The sequence below is a fragment of the Nitrospira sp. ND1 genome, assembly GCF_900170025.1.
Classification (GTDB): domain Bacteria; phylum Nitrospirota; class Nitrospiria; order Nitrospirales; family Nitrospiraceae; genus Nitrospira_A.
Genome location: NZ_FWEX01000006.1, coordinates 2,654,853 through 2,670,438, shown reverse-complemented (window position 1 = coordinate 2,670,438; position 15,586 = coordinate 2,654,853). Strand labels below are relative to the sequence as shown.

Genomic DNA, 15,586 nt, shown 5'->3' with positions numbered 1-15,586 from the left:
CGAGAACGACCTGCAATGGCGCAAGACGGTGGCCCCCGGGGACCTGAGCTTAAGTCGAAATTCAACGCCTCGAGTCTATACTCCTGCCAAAATCAGGCTAATTCATGGGCACTAGAGAGCATTCCGTGCTCTAAGACAGCCCATACGTGGGATCCCACTGATGAGTCACTAACGAAATCCCGCGACATACCAAAACCTATTCGGAGAGAAGCAGCTGAAAGTTAGAAGGATAAAAGCAATCATAGCAACCAGAAGGTCATTGTCAGCCAGACCCACAAAAATTTGCATAATCATAAACGTATTGAGTTTTGGTGGATTGGTTTTTACTGACCCATTTCAACTGCCTTAACTTGGCAAATATATCCCACGCCTTAATAAGGACGGAATTTTCTACGCGATCTTCGCCTCTATCGAGGTCATGCTGAAATGATAACTCGACTAGGATAGGAACCAGAGACTCGCTTTTTTTAACGTACCAAAGCGAGATCGCAAACATTGCTCGGCGGTTTCCTAAATCAACCGTGGGGCCTTCGTACAATTTTTCATGAATCATCAGATCAGATACGACATGCAGCTCCCCTCCGTTGGGCAGTTCGGAATGTGTTAAAAAAGGGTACACCTCATAAATATCTTTCAGGTTCTGCATCGGTGTGTTTTTATCAACAGTTCGTTTAGTTGAGCTTCCAAACGAACTTCTGGATATCTCGTGACTGTTTTCGGACAGTATTACATCTTCCTCTAACTTTGTTCTTGCGATATCAGCTCTTGCTGCCAATAAAAAATCATGGCTTCTAAATTTCAAAACAAGTTCATTTGAACTTTCTGAATCCTTACGTTCTCGTAAGATGTACCCGTTTCCCTTAAGTTGGCATGAGGTGGTATCAAAGAATCGAACTGAACGGTCTTTTTTAGCGAAAAAGCTTCCTTTAACCGCTATTGGCTTATGTAATGCGCTCATTAGCGGTTTGAGTTGCGTTTCCAAATATACTTCTGCAGCTTTGTCCGTATCCTTAGAGAACCTCGACGCATCCAGTAGCATTTTGTATTCGCGGGATTCATATTCGGTTTCAATTGTATCCTTTCTTGCGTGCGCTTCTCTTACCGGGGAAAACGATGCCAATATGGCGATGAAGTAAATGCAATACACAGAGCTCAACTTATAATCTTTCAGGAATTGAATTACAGAACTTCCGTTTTGTTTCTTTTGCATTGTCCGAGCCACTTCGCAGGAAATAATATTAGGTATTTACATTCTTGAATCGTGAGCAGTAAGCCTTAATAGGCCTATAGATCAACGAACGTGCTGTGACACATACCAACCAATGGGAGCCAGGAAACATCTCGGAACAAATCCACATGCATTCAGCTGATGCGCCCCTGGTTGATTCGCTCGCTCAGTCTACAAACTATTGCCATGGGTATAGGAGTTCCTGACACGAACCAAAAGAACACGGTATACCGTCAACCTACTATAGCTACCACGGTGTCACAGATCGGCTATACATCCCAGGATCCCTTCAAGAACTAGGAAGGCTCCGCGATATCAAACCGCAAGCCGCTCGAACCTTCCCCTCGCCCTGTCGCTCGCTCCGTTCGGCGCCAAACGAACGTTTCGCCGTTAAACCATCGGGCCATGACATAGCGCTGGCACAATCGTACGCCTTCTCGGGGCACCTCTTCCTCGAAAATCTCACCACCCTTCGCTGGTAGAAGACGTCCGCGCGGACCTTCAGAAAATTGATCGAAAGGGACAAGTTTCATCATACGAGGCTGACCCGGCACGTCGGCGATCGGAAACCAGTTAGCCGGTACACCAGTTTGCAAGGTGTAGGTCAATGGACCATTTGCGAGTGCCTCAGGAGGTGCGTCGGTTTCTCTCTGCAGGGCCTGCGCACGGTCTAAGGGTCGACCATCTTCACCCTCCACCTTACGCTCGACCCCCCAAACCAAGTTGGCCATTTCATCCCGTAGCAACGTCGCCTCTTCTAGAACCACGCCAAACTGCGCATGGTCGGCAACCGGAGGAACGAATAACAAATTGCCAGGCATACCAGCTGTCTCTGAAATGGCCAGGAAAGACCAGGCACTCCGATCAAGCGTCTGTCTCCGCATCGCGGGCAGAATCGCAGTTGTTTGCCCGAACGTGTCCGCAACCTTTAGGCTAACAATCCGACTGAATGCGCCCACCGGCAGGGCCACTGGGATTAGAAATGCGTCATTGCCATAGGCGAAAGCGAATTGCAGTATCGCCATTCTGGCCAGATCGGTCGATGAGGCCTCAACCGATCCGAGGTCGATGTTGGCGTTCTCGAAAGTCCAGTAGCGAGGTTCTGGCATACCTCCGAACCGGATCGGTGTCGGTACGCGGGTAACCGTTTGGCGATTCGGTTGGACAGTTGCCTGATTACCAGCCTGGATTTGCTCGAAACCATACCAATCCATTCGCAGTCCTCGATGCTCCAATACTCGGAACTCGTCTGACAGACTTGCGCAACGCACCGAGAAGCTATAATCCAACCGAGACTTGTCCCAGACCGGTGGAATTCCTTTGGCTCCGCCAAGAGGAGGTGAGGGTGGTTCACAAAATTGGGATGATAGGTCCACGAGCCAGTCGGATAGGATTTGCGCCGGATCTCCCTGCTGGCCAAGGATGGGAAGATGTCCGAGCTCACGAGCTTTCTTATAAATGGATTCGCCATCGGGTACTCGGCCAACGGCCAATGCCTGGAGGCCAGCCGCACGCGGTTCACGCTTTACCTGATCAGCGTTCATCTCTCGCAAGGGATATATCTGGAGAAGTTCGCTCACCAAGCTGGTGAAGCCTGCCGAACGCAGAGCTCTCACCAGAGTTTGGCCAGCCTCCACCCGTTGGCGCAAGGCCCAATCAGATGCACTGTAAATCCGATCGCCTTCGATCATGGCATCGAGGGGTACAGCCTTTGGGTCAAAAGGGATCTCTTGGCCTTCCCAGCTCGCATGTGTCACGGCATGATGGTCCACCTCCAGAATGGCACTGACGGGCGTACCAGCATCCTCGCCGTCCAACTCACCCAGCACCCATTGACGGGCGAGCATCCATGCCGGGTCCCACAGTCGTGCGGCGATGCCCGGCTCCAAGCTGTCGGATCGAGTGCGGGGTTCTATTCTCGCGAATACATCACGCATGACCTTTTCCTCTCAGTCTGCCACCGAAAGACGCTGCAAGAGACTCCCCGGCATCATTCGGTCGCGTAACAGCAGAGCCGGTAACAGCTGACCTACCGCACCCAGCAGGTCCGGATCGACCGCACGCATCTGCGCCAAGTGGAAAGCCTCGTTTACTGCTGCTACCAGATCGGGAAGCCGCCAGCCTTCCAACGGCGGAGTGCAAAGCAGGATAGCATTGGGAGCTGCCGTTGATGGCGCGTTGTAATGAAATGCGGCGGCACCCTGCACGCTGTCCGCAGGTATGACCTCGTTCCATTCGTCCACAAACAAGCCTGAGATGCTTTCACCCTTGCCAATCTCACTGCCCGTGGAAAGAGATACAGCAACGATGCCAGTTCGGCCAACGGGCGCATGACCTTTCAGTCCGACCCAACGCTCGCCTTCAGTCCAGGGTGTTTGTGCGACAGCCAACGAGAATGACTCCTTGTTGCCTGTGACCATCTCACAGGAAGAAAGCGCAGCCTCCAAGTCCGCCACCTTTCCCCGTACTCTTGAGGCACGCTGCAGGAACCTGCGCAGGTCTCCCGGAGTCGTGCCTAGCGCAGTTTCAAGCGCACTCCTCACACTTTCCGATGCAACACTTAGCACTGGCACCGCTGGCTGGCTTGCACCCAATAGGATTTTCATGCACTCCCGCCAGCCTTTACCGGCTGTGTTTGTGTTCAGTCGAGCTTCAAGCTCGGCATGAACCGCTTGAACTTGAGCGTTCAGATCAAGCACTCTCCCAGCGGATGCGCCCACCAGCTCAGCGCGACGCAGGGCAGCAAGCTGGACGATAGCCGACACGTCCTTCAAATTGGTGACAACGTCGTTCACATCGTTACGAGCCTTATCAAGTCGATCCACCTGATCGGCGCCGTCGACTGCGCCGTCGACCGGCAGATCGGTAGGGAGAAGCGGCCGACATCCACACAGCCATGCACGCAGAGGCACGGCGAGTGCTAATAATTCGCGTAAGCTCAACGCTTCGATCGGCCAATCCGAAGACCGATCGAAGTCGATTTGGATTGGAGCGTTAGGCTGGTCCTTAGGCCGCATGAGCTCAGCCAAGGCGAAGAAGCGTTGTTCTAGCTGTCCCGATGGGTCCGGTACAATGTCCTGTGCGAATAGGAGCACGTCGAGTGGACTCAACGCGAGCTCAGTCCGTCGTGATTGTGGATCGCGCGCGTTTTGCAGCATTTCAGCCAGATTTGTCTCGTGCGTCTGGGGAGGGGTTCCAATCTTAACCAGAAACCGAATGGCGCTCGGAGCCGGCAGCAGGCTCGCGACCCATGCGTTTGCGGCGGGGTCGGCCACGGCCCGCGGAGTCTGGTCCCAGCCGGGCTTAACAGTCGTGCTGTCGAGGAGAGTAATTATCCGATGCTGAACCGCGTCTCCCCGTAAGGGTGTGCGCGCCACCTCAATATCGCCCGGCGGCACCGGGGCGCCACTCATGGCGTTGGCGGCTGCCCTCGCTCGCGCACTGCTCCCGCGCACTAATTGAAACACCCCTTCCGACAAGAGAAGATCACTCATCGCATTCACGCCATCGGCAGCACCCACAAGCGCTGCCTGCAATGCGTCTCTTTCCATAGCGGTTAGGTTGGTGAGGCTGTCATCACCTTTGCTTATGAACGCATTCTTGAGCGTCACCACGTCGGGAACTATAGCTTCTTCCCGAGTTGCAAGTGCCAGCAACACCAGGCCGTCAACCACATTATTCGCAGCCACGTCCTCCATTGGTTCTGCACCCTGGGTCAGGCGATGTGCCACGAGAGGCGCCACCGCTCGAAGCGGAGCGATCAGTGATGGGGCTGTTCCTTGCGCTTCCACCAGGCTCCGTTCGATCCGGTACCCCAACAGCGCTGCCAAGGGCTGGCCGTTGGCGACACCATCAAGCAGGTCCAGCGCCACTCGAATGCGACTCGACGACAGATCCGTTGCATAACTGGATCCGCGTCGGGACACCCAATCTGCAAGGTCGGCGGAGAGCAACACCCCAGCGGCTGCCGCATGATTTAGGCCGGGTGCCAACACGTGACCGGCCGAAACGGTATTCCCACGTTCGATGCGACAGACCAGCCCGTATGCGCCGATCCCAAGTCCGGCTGGATAGCCTTCGCCTAAGAACGGAACTAAGCGACCATCATTCCGGATTGCGCCAATCTGTTCAGCAGCGGCAAGACTGAGCCAACTATCCAGCCGGTGCGTGAGCGGCCCCAATGCCTCGCCCAGCGCCGCCTCCAACTCACTCTGGTCGGCCTGGCGCAGGCGACCAAGCAGTTGATGTATTAATACCGAGCGCGATGCGTCGGGAACTGGCGCATATAGGAGAGAATGTGGCCCCTGACGGGGTACTCTCAACAAATTCATTTCTGTCGAGATCGTCGCCCAGTGTTGGCCGTCAGCATCGAACTTTTCGGGGTTATTGGCCACATCTACCGCCAGTGGGGAAGTGGGATTCGCGTACCGTTCCAGCATATCCGCATGGGCAGCCATCAGAACGGCCTGTCGGCACAGGTGAAACAGTATTGACTTAGGCACCTTCCCATCTGTTCGCCCAACGGGAAGTGGAGGGTAGTTCTCGTTCAGAATGTCATCGAGGCTCAACTCTTCGTGCAGCCAGGCGAGATAGGTTTGCGGTTGGTCTCGTTCTTCGGCGTCAGCTGGCGCCACCAAGTGTATGCGAGAGAGTGGTGCCGGATCGATATAGATCATGTCGAGTCCCGGTGCACGTGCTGGATCAGCCATGCCCATCTTCGTGAGGAGGTCTATCGTTCCGAGTCGGGCAGTATTGAGTGTGTTGCGCTCGGCTTGCGGCAGCCGCGTAGCTGCGGTTTCAGCCAGAGTTCCCGAGAGGGCCAGGCGGACCTTGATCTGTCGGATATGGGCATCAGTCCTGAGAATGTCGAGCAGAACTTGCAACGCAGGTTGACCCTGGAGGTTCCCGACTCGGGGCACCTTGGCGACGGCAGGCGCAAACACTTCACGTCGTAGTGTTGACAACACCCGGTCAAAGCCCTGAGGAGGTGTGGATGATTGGACCAAGATGGGCAGGACGCCATACGGCTGCTCGCCGATCATCAGATTCGGGAGGGGCTCGAGCTGGTTGGCTGCCTCATAGCGACTGAGGACCGAGCCAAGTGCATCATTCGACACCTGATCACCTAGTGCGGTGCGCATGGCTGGCTCTACCAGCATCCGGATCACTCGCCGCAGATCGACGGCAGGCCCACGCTTGTCATCGCGAACCGCCGCGCCATGTTCTACATAGCCCAATGCCTGGGGTGGCAACCCGAGAGCAAAGCTCAGTCGATAGCTTGCAGTGCGCCGATCAATCCCGGGGGAAGGCGAGGTTGGTTCCATGTGTTGGTATTTGCGCATCGGGCGTCGGGGCGGTGCCAAGGAGCCAACTAGTTGGTCATCAAAGAGCTGCTCGAGCGAAGGGGTGCTCGTGTAGAGTGGCCGCTCACCCGGCAGAGCGTTCGTTGCAGAGCCTGGGGGGCAGATATCGAGTCCGTTGGTGAGTTCATGCGCGCGCAGGAGAGCAGCAAACTCGTCTGCCTGTGCTTGGCCCGCGACACTAGCACGGACACCGACTACGACGAGACGATGGACAATTGCATCAGGGCTCCCTAAATTCACGTCAATGCCCATGCCTGCCACAAGTGCCGCCTTGAAGTCATGCATCCAGGCTGCAGCGCTGCCGAGCAGGCTTGTGTCTGCGGTGTCCCTCCATGGATCTGGGCCCAGGAACAGAGGCTCGGTTACCAGATTGAGCGCCGGAATGATGAGATCGGGCCGTCTATATTCCAGCGAGTCGGGTTCACTTAGCCAGATGTGCGCAATGAAACGGTCCGGAAGGCAGGAAGCTTTGGGAGAGGTACACCAGGCCAGCGGACGCCTGCCGACTCTCTTGGCATCGTCCAGGGTTGCCAGATAGAGCGCCCTTCGTAACCCTACCTCCGCCACCAGCTGCCGCCAGAGATCAAGTGCGGTGTGGCGATCGGAGGTGGTGGGAGCCCGCAATCTGTTCCAATAGCTTCCCCAGGCGGCAGACTCCTTTGCTGTCAAGGGTTGTTCGTGACCATCAACGTGGATATCGTCCGGGTAGATGCGGATCAAGAGACGGTGCACATTTCTAGTATTATCATCAAAGTAGCGAGTTTCGAGTCTCAACGGCAGGAGAGCCACAGGCAATCTCTGGTCCAACAGGTCGGCTCCCGAGCCATGAGCTCCGTCATCGACTATGTGCCCGCGCAATGCACGAAGTTTCGATTCCTCTGCCGCAATATCCTGCGCCAACTGATTTACCTGCGATACTAGTTGGGTATCCTTGGGAGTTGCGGCTAGTCTGGTGCGGAGGGCCGGCATTTTGAGACGAAGCGCAGCTAACTGAGCTCGCACTGTCGCTACTGCTTCTCTATCTTGTATGCGTTCCGCGCGGGTTGGCATGGTTTATCTTTATGGTGGTGGCGGCGACGCCAGAAACTTGGATGCATGGAAGTAGAGCCGCACGGGACGGAGATGGCTCGCCGTCGCAAGGGCAACAGAGTCTCCTTGCACCTGCAAATAGCTGTTGGCGGCATAGCTAAGCAAACTGTTCAATGGCAGATTTGGAGGTGGGCCAAACCGTAGCGCCTTGGGTTCCTCTTGGAACGCTAAGAAATATCCATGCGGGTGTACGGGGTCATGACCATCGCCACGCAGGGCTGCAGCGTTTCGCGGGAATCCGAGCAGGCGCATATCCTGATCGATAAGCTGACTAAACGAAGGCATGATAGCGGCGACATCGGGATCAGGTGACGGTAGACCTCCACTTAACTTCGCCTCCTGCAAAAAGACCGTGGCTGCCGGAAAGCGACGCACGATCTCGCCTCGCATTAAAACCACCGTCAGATCGATACGCTGGGAAGCTAGATGGCTTCCTAGAGCACCCTTCCATTGATGCATTGGATGCATTGCCGGAATGATTCGATCATCAACCTGCCAAAAACTATCAAATACCGTGCCTCGTTGGTCCGTCGGAAAGCCACGCCAGAGCAGCTCGCGGCCCATTTCGTGATTAATGCCAACGAGGAACGCTTCGATGAATGATCGGTTGGGATTGAAAAAACTGAGACTCTCAGGATCCAGGTGCCCAATGCCAGGGAGCAACCAGTCTTGACCGATCTGTAACAAGAACTTTGAGGTGGCAATTGGTAGGCGGGGGGCCACCATGATCGGTTCCAACCCTTTGCTCACGGCATTGAAGCTCTCCGTCTTCGGTATGGAAAGACGACGGCGCACTCGGTTGGGGATGGTCACCTTGGGATCAAGAGCCACAAACAATTTTTGCGCGAGGGCATCGGGCAAGGGTATACATGGTAGGCGGGCATTGCGACGGTCCAGATCTAAAAGGTCGTTGAGGAGAGTGTCAAGTGGATCTCGTGAATGCAGTGGGCGAAGTTGGGGCAAACGATCTGGCACTCTGGTCACGCGCGTATTTGAGAGTGGCAACCGTGGTCGAAGCATCAGTCTCGACGCTTGAGCTATTCGGGCCCCCGAGGGTGGATGTGGCGGTTGATCTGGCAGGCCATCGGCAGCCAAGATTCGATAAATTTCGCCTATCGAGAAGATGGGGCCGAGCTGCATCCCTTCACTGAGTTGAATCATTTCATCTCTAGGGATTAGTTGGTCCTTGACTCGGCGTCTGGCGATCTTGCGCTGGATAGGCCCGTTCGGCCGCAGCAGCTTCTGAAACGCACCCGAGAGCGCTAGCAGCGAGAGGCAACTGTCCTTCAGTAGCCCACGAAATGTCTTGGGCGGCTCAAAGGTGATGCGAGATAGCGCGGGAGCCGCGAAGGCCAGCAGGGCCAAGCCACCGCTGCCGGTCGCCAGCGGATGCAATCGATGTGTATGGAGACTAACACTGGCCGCCCGTGCGAGCTCACTCAATCGCAATTCCTGATTAGCGCGCAGAATCTCACCGGCTTGATCCCATGCCGCAGCCATGAATTCTTCCTGATGGCGTTGGACCACCGCAGTGCCTAGTGCGGCAGCCACCCGGCGCGTCGCATTCAGATTGAGGTCCTCAAGCCAGTTGCGAGGGCGGGCTGCCGAACCCACGGGAGACGCCGCATGCCAACGGCCATAACTCGGCGGACACAATACGCCAGGCTGATTAAGCTTTGCGGCAATGGCTTCGCTGAGCCCCTCGTTGACCTTGTCGAGTTTTTGTCCGTCAGGTACCAGACAGCCGTCTTGTTGTAGGATTACCGGTTTAGGGTCAGAGGTAGGTTCTGGAATGCCATCCCCAGGCCGGGAGGCATCCAATGGGCGGCGACCCAGTTCACTCACGTCGGTTTGACTCTTTAGCCGTCGCACGAGATCCTCGAAACCGCCGGCCTCTCCGGTGGTAAAACGCCAGTGTACATAGACCGGGAGGATGAACGGGAGTGATGTTTTCTCTGTCCATGCCCAATATTTGTCATCGCTGAGACTTATATCCCCATCCTTGTTGAGCGATTTACCCAGTCCCGTCAGCACACCGGCCTTGAACACAGGGACGACACAGGCGAGATAGCGTGTCCTCTCCCGCAGCTTTCGCGGGCAGATAAGCCGTGAGCGCGTCGATTGGGGATCGCGACGGAAGTTCGATTCGATTTCTTCTTCCCTCGACGGCGTCGGCACCTGGGCATGTGCCCACGTGTGCGACTGTTTAAGATCTGGCAAGTTTGCAGTGAGATTGAACGGCTCACTCAAGGTAAGTTGCCAGTTCGGGATCGCCGGCTCAAGGCTGATCCCGTCTTGCTCGGCGAGAACGATCAGGCACAACCACGGCGTGAGTCGTGTTTTCTTGTCAGGGTTGGCAGGCTCGTCAGATGGCCCGACTGGACCGAATGGTGTAAACAGCCAGGGAAAGTCCGCGCGATCGAAGTCAATCCAGGCGAACTCATTCTCTGCTGCTAACAATGAGTCAGGTGTCGGCGAACGAACAATGATCCGCTCTGGATTCAAGGAAATCACGTCGCCGGGGCCGAGCACATGGAATGGTGGCGACTGTACTTGGCGAGTGGCCATGCCATTCGATGTAAGTGCAGTCGTGATCGAAAGCGCAGGTCGTAGCTGAGCGGCTGCCCCAGGCTGCTGATCAGTGGTGGCGGCTAGGCCATCACGCAAGAAGGACAGTAGCTTCTGGGTCATGCGGCCACCTCAATTTCGCTTACCGCGATAACCACATGATCGCTTGCACGCAAACCATGGATCGCCTTAAGCACATCGTGGGCCTGGGCAGCACTTGTGGCCTGCACGAGATGTGTGTCCTTTAGGGTATCGCCGTTCGCGATCACATACCGTTCAGGATCGACGCGGATGCCAGGCATGCTCGACTTTAAGCCCGTATCACGTCCGGACTCGTTCGGGAAGTCCAGTATGATGTCCTCTGCATAGCCCTCGGAGATATCCGCCCGCCCAGCATCGGGCGCTATGCGAAACGCCGTGAATGTCGCCGTGCCACCGGCCTGCATCGATTCGAACGCCGATCGGCTGATCTGTTCATCTTGGGACAGATCGTCGAACTGGCCTGGCGCAAAATCGACATAGACCGGAGCCGGCTGCGCGCCAAAGCCGTTGACGCTTAACGACGTCAAACCGAAGCTCACCGGCCCGGAGTCGGGCTGGGCTGAACCGAATCGGGTCAACGTCTTGTCGAATGGCACGAGGCGTTGGAGTAATGTCACGCCGCCCAGCGGATGAAGAAGGATGCCTTCCTCCGGTGCAGAATCTCGCAGGGTCGCAATGGCTCCCCCTTGAGCGGCTGGCACAGTGGCCCATGATTCGGTCCGCGCTAATTCCGCAACCAACAATTCTTCCAGGTTCACCATCTGTGGCGGCAAGTTTTCTGCTTCGCCCACTGTCAGCTCGAAGCCGACACGGAACTTCACGATCACCTGGAACTCGACGAAGCCAGCCGCATGCCACGGCTTGGGCCCGGCAAGACTGGCCTGTAGCTCGCCAGAAAAGATGACGGCTCCCTGGTATTGAATATCCAATCTAGCACGCAGCTGCGCGATGAAGTGGAACGGCTCGAATTGGATCAATGCATCGAACGATGCCAGGCCCGTCACCGCGAACGCTCCAGCGGCTGCATATAGGTCGACCGCCGCTCCAAACTGAACCGTGTTGGAGGTTACGGCAAAGTAAGACTCAAGCCGGAGGCGCGGGTTGTCGCCAGAAGACATGGCAATGCCCAGCCGACGCAATCGCGGAGGCATGCCAACCGGTGTTGGAAATCCTGGGAAGAAACCGCCCATTGAGAGAGCAAACGACTTGGTGGCTCCCCATGACAGAATCATCGCCATGTCGCCTGTGATGACGAAACCGGCCAAGCGCGAATTCACCAGGGAGGCGCTAACCGTGGCTACCTGTCGGTCGAAATCCAGAATCCCGGCCACATCCAAGCGGATATCGGCCAAAGCCTCTTTCTCCGTGGGCAAAACGAGGCGCATCCGTCCCAGAATCGCGAGCCGCAGCGGTGACGGAAGGTCCAGAATGACCGCCAATTCCAAGGTCAACAGCGCGCTGGGGCCCCACGTCAGCTTCACCATGGGGCCGAAGACGAAGCGTCCTTCTTGGATCGGGAATATGGTGCTTAGATCTGCGATGACAGCCTGCATGCGGCCGACTGGATCTTTTGGGAATAGGATCGAGGCCAACGTTCCTTGAGACACCTTGTCACTTAGTGCCTGAGTCTCCATGCGCCGGTGGATGCCGATCAAGCCCCCTACACCGTTCAGCGCGAACCCGAATGAAAGCGGAATCGAGGGAAACTCAGCCGCAATGATGATCAAGAAGCTGTAGCCTTGCCGTCCGTCCGGCAGCATCGTGTTGATTACCCCAATGGCCGACAGATTGATCTCCTTTACTGAAAGCTGTAGCGCCCCTGCATACTGGCCGATTTCCGGTTCAAGTGAGAGGAACCCACCGCCCCTCACCGGACCAGCCTCGATTTTGATAGCGATGCCAGTGGGTGGCTTGAAACCAAAAGTGAAATCCTGATCACCGAGAACTCCAGGAGGGTCACCGGCTGCAACTGGCATAGTCCTGATGGCAAGGCCTATTCGATCAATAGACACAGCTAACGGACCTATCCTGAGTCCGATGGTCGCGCCTGCGCTCACCGTCAGTGCCGACGCTGCAGTCAGGATGCCGACTGTGACCGTGCGGATCTCAAGTGGGCCGAATGTCTTGTTGATAGGGACGCTGGTCTGCATGCCCGTGCCACCAAGCTGAATTCCACGCTTTGAGGACCAGATGACTGAAACGCCGAATTCGATTACTCCTGTCTTAATAGGTAGTATCTTCTGAAGAAAACCGTCTCCATCACCTTCGTCGATGACGAGTCTAGCTTGCTCCCAACCAAGCTCAATCTCGACTTCTGGATCGACTCGCGATCCTTTCAGCCGTAACGCAGCACTCCACGCGACGATCTCGAGTCGCGATGAATAAGGAGAACCAACCAGTAGCATCGACGGCGGCGCCGTAATGAGCTTAATTCCAGAGCCCAGATCCAACGACCTTCCCGATAAAGTCGGAATGGAGACGCCACTTGACGAAATCCTGAATTGCAGGCCTTCTGTCAGTAGATCGCCAGTGAACTCTACATTGAACGGTGGTGGAACGAAGGCGGGAAGCGTGGCAGTGGCGGTGGGTACGAGGTCAAGGAAAAGCGCACTAGGTGATGCGCCTGGATCGCTATCAGGGATTGGTAATAGCCCCAGCACGACCTTCAACGTATTGCTCGCATTGTCAACTGCATCAACCAACGTGATACGAAGTTCCCGAACGAGCGGCCTGAATGGGTTCATTAACGAGAAAAAGCTATTGAGGAGAATGGCATCTGGCTGCGCCACCGCCGTGTCTAGGCCAAAGAGCTTTAATGCCCTCGCGAGCACACGCGTCGCTCTATCGTAGCGGAATGCTGTCGGAGAGTTCCAAGCATACAACTCGTCGAAGAGTGCGCGTGTATCAGAAAAGACCCGTGGCAATCGTTCCCACTTCATGGTTCGACGAGTGTAGTCAATTCTTCCAGTCTCTCCGCCAGCCGGAATATCCTCTTCGTCCACAACACCAACGACAAGCAGAGCGGAGTAAAGAGTTGGGTAGGACGATTCAAGGTACTCACCGATAAGCGCGTGCAGTAATTGTTCAGCGAGCGCCTGCCAAGCGGCGGCAGTGACACCTGCGGGTGAGGGAACATTCCGGAGGTCGCGGAGTTTTCCGATGAGAGAAGTGAGCGTATCGATGAGGTTGGTGATAACCTCAGGTGGAGGTATGTTTTCAGCAGTTGCAATCGCGATCGCGTCCTCGGTTATGGCAATCACGTCATCTGAGATATTAAACGCCTCCCGTATGACCACGATCTGCAGTGCTGCTGGCTCGACGACGTATCCCTGCTTCGCCAGTAGTGCAGTGAATGCCGCTTCGCTCTCAAGTGCCCGCTCGACAGGCCGGACGAGACGGCGAAGTTCTTCGGCAAAACTTATCAGCAGGTCGATGGCCATAGGCTATGGCTCAGGAGAATCGTATGAGGAACCGTAGCGTTGCTCTGCATGCTTCCGAAGTGTTGCGATATGCCCGGTGAAACTGGTGTGCGGGACTTCTCCGCCAAGCATTTTTTTTGCGACGGGTGACGCGGGCACATACCATACCAGGTCAGGTTTGTAGGTAATCGTGAAGTACGTGTCGAGGGTGAGGTCCCAGGTCTTAGAAATCGCCACTGGCCACGTCGACCCTGTACATCCGGTGACGCCTGGCACGATCCACGGGTTGACGATGTTGAAGTCTCCGTTCTGTCCGAAATTCCGCCGAAGTAGTTTCATCTCCGTTGTCGGCACCGATGGGATATACCAGGGGACCGTTTGAACGAGGCCTAAAGCCAGTTTCGTTCTGGTTGCTGTGGCGCCCTCATCCCCCAGATCACTGAGCAGACGTGTCAACTCAGATGTTACCGCGTCTTCGTACATGTAAAATGTACCCTTCTCCAAGGCTTCTATCGCACGTATGCCGAGATTAGCACCAAGATGATTCGAAACTAAGTCCTCCGGCGAGAACGCCGAGTTATGACCCCCCGGCACATCCGGGTCGATGTACCAATACGTCACAATTTCATGGCACACGGACTCGAGATAAGCAAGACGAGCCGCCACGTGCAGCAATTTATCCCGCGGGATGTCCTTCACGATCTTGCCGTTGTGGCCTAGAATTTTGTAGTGGTGCACACTAGAGAAAGTCTCATCTTTCTTCCCGGCTTTGCGTTTGAGCTGATGGTGGTAGTAGCGAGTAAGATCGCACACGTCTCGCATGTGCGCGATATCAATGAAGCCTCCATTACAGGTGTAGATAATGCCCGAAACTTCTTTTTTATTTCCGCCAGAGGGAGAGTGCTCTTTTGGTGAGTCTTTTGTGAAAATTGGCTCGGCAAGCAGGCAGCAGAAACGGAAGGCCGGGGCCTCAGGCCGGGCAGCCGGTATGATTACGGGCGACTTGTCCATGCGGGCTTCCTTGCAACGCAGTAGAAGTGGCCAGTTCTGGCATTCGATACGTTGTCGTTGCGGTTGAGCCTTGGGAAGTAGCAACCGCATGACAGCTGGTCAGTCACATTCATTTTGTCCAGCCAGAATTTGGTCGCCTCGTTAGCGACATCGCCAATGGGCAATCCGTTGGGAATATGCAGCCGTTTCTCGAATCTCGTCTTCCCGAGGACCTACATCTGTTCTGGCCCAAGTCATCCTGCAGCGAGATAGGTCACAATCACCTCAATATCTTGCAGAGAGTTCATCATTGTATGTTGATCTAGGGTTACTGGTGCGCCGACGATGCCCTAGAAGTAATTTTCAGTCAAGTGCAAAGTTGCGAGAAATGACTTTGCGGCCATTTCACCTATGCGAGTCCAAGCAATTACACGTATTTATTGGACTTGCATTCTTTGAGTAGTCCACGGCTGCGGATGCATTCATTATGCGGGAGCATTGTTGAATACTTCTATTCCCTTTTTCGCTCAAATCAGACATCAAGATGGAATACATATTTTCAATCTGGAACGTTGCAGCGACGTGGTATATAAAGTTATGCAGATACACCACTCTCGCTCTTCGTATGCGGGACACACAACATGCCGCCGTGAGACAGGCCTTCCTCGAAAAAGAACGCCCTCGCCTTCAGCGGCATTTTAGATTATTGGAATAAAGCGGGCAGAGTCGGCATCACACGTCTGCTGCCAAATGAAGTGTGCGAAGATTTCTCATTGCTGAAGCCTGGGCTCATCTTTTTCACGAGAACTGGTGGAGGAAACGGCCATATGGGTTGGGTCGAGGACTTTCGTGACGACCGGCTCATCACGATCGAAGGCAACACAAAC

Annotated in this window: 6 protein-coding genes; all 6 read right to left on the bottom strand. The window is 55.4% G+C overall.

Annotated features, from left to right (window positions below; all coding sequences use genetic code 11):
- Positions 1–262 precede the first annotated feature (262 nt).
- The 6 genes from NSND_RS17520 to NSND_RS17495 all read right to left on the bottom strand — a co-directional run bounded on the left by NSND_RS17520 (position 263) and on the right by NSND_RS17495 (position 14,720).
- The gene (locus tag NSND_RS17520) at positions 263–1,210 is read right to left on the bottom strand and encodes a hypothetical protein (protein ID WP_080880214.1); all 948 of its coding nucleotides are present in this window, start codon (positions 1,208–1,210) and stop codon (positions 263–265) included.
- A 314-nt stretch (positions 1,211–1,524) separates the two neighbouring features.
- The gene (locus tag NSND_RS17515) at positions 1,525–3,165 is read right to left on the bottom strand and encodes a hypothetical protein (protein ID WP_080880213.1); all 1,641 of its coding nucleotides are present in this window, start codon (positions 3,163–3,165) and stop codon (positions 1,525–1,527) included.
- Positions 3,166–3,177: 12 nt separating this feature from the next.
- Positions 3,178–7,311 (bottom strand): hypothetical protein, encoded by a 4,134-nt coding sequence (locus tag NSND_RS17510; RefSeq protein WP_143833608.1) that lies wholly within the window; start codon positions 7,309–7,311, stop codon positions 3,178–3,180.
- A gap of 339 nt (positions 7,312–7,650) precedes the next feature.
- Positions 7,651–10,371 carry a hypothetical protein gene (locus NSND_RS17505; RefSeq protein WP_080880211.1) on the bottom strand — a complete coding sequence of 907 codons (2,721 nt, stop codon included), beginning with the start codon at positions 10,369–10,371 and terminating at the stop codon, positions 7,651–7,653.
- Positions 10,368–13,730 (bottom strand): DUF6603 domain-containing protein, encoded by a 3,363-nt coding sequence (locus NSND_RS17500; protein ID WP_080880210.1) that lies wholly within the window; start codon positions 13,728–13,730, stop codon positions 10,368–10,370. The genes NSND_RS17505 and NSND_RS17500 overlap by 4 nt, the downstream gene beginning before the upstream one ends.
- A gap of 3 nt (positions 13,731–13,733) precedes the next feature.
- Positions 13,734–14,720: a DUF4056 domain-containing protein gene (locus NSND_RS17495; protein WP_159450857.1), complete on the bottom strand. Its 987-nt coding sequence runs from the start codon at positions 14,718–14,720 to the stop codon at positions 13,734–13,736.
- Positions 14,721–15,586: the final 866 nt, after the last annotated feature.

Bases quoted from the DNA above. Each gene is read 5' to 3' on its own strand.
- NSND_RS17520 (WP_080880214.1), bottom strand. From the start codon at position 1,210: ATGCAAAAGAAACAAAACGGAAGTTCTGTAATTCAATTCCTGAAAGAT.
- NSND_RS17515 (WP_080880213.1), bottom strand. From the start codon at position 3,165: ATGCGTGATGTATTCGCGAGAATAGAACCCCGCACTCGATCCGACAGC.
- NSND_RS17505 (WP_080880211.1), bottom strand. From the start codon at position 10,371: ATGACCCAGAAGCTACTGTCCTTCTTGCGTGATGGCCTAGCCGCCACC.
- NSND_RS17500 (WP_080880210.1), bottom strand. From the start codon at position 13,730: ATGGCCATCGACCTGCTGATAAGTTTTGCCGAAGAACTTCGCCGTCTC.
- NSND_RS17495 (WP_159450857.1), bottom strand. From the start codon at position 14,720: ATGGACAAGTCGCCCGTAATCATACCGGCTGCCCGGCCTGAGGCCCCG.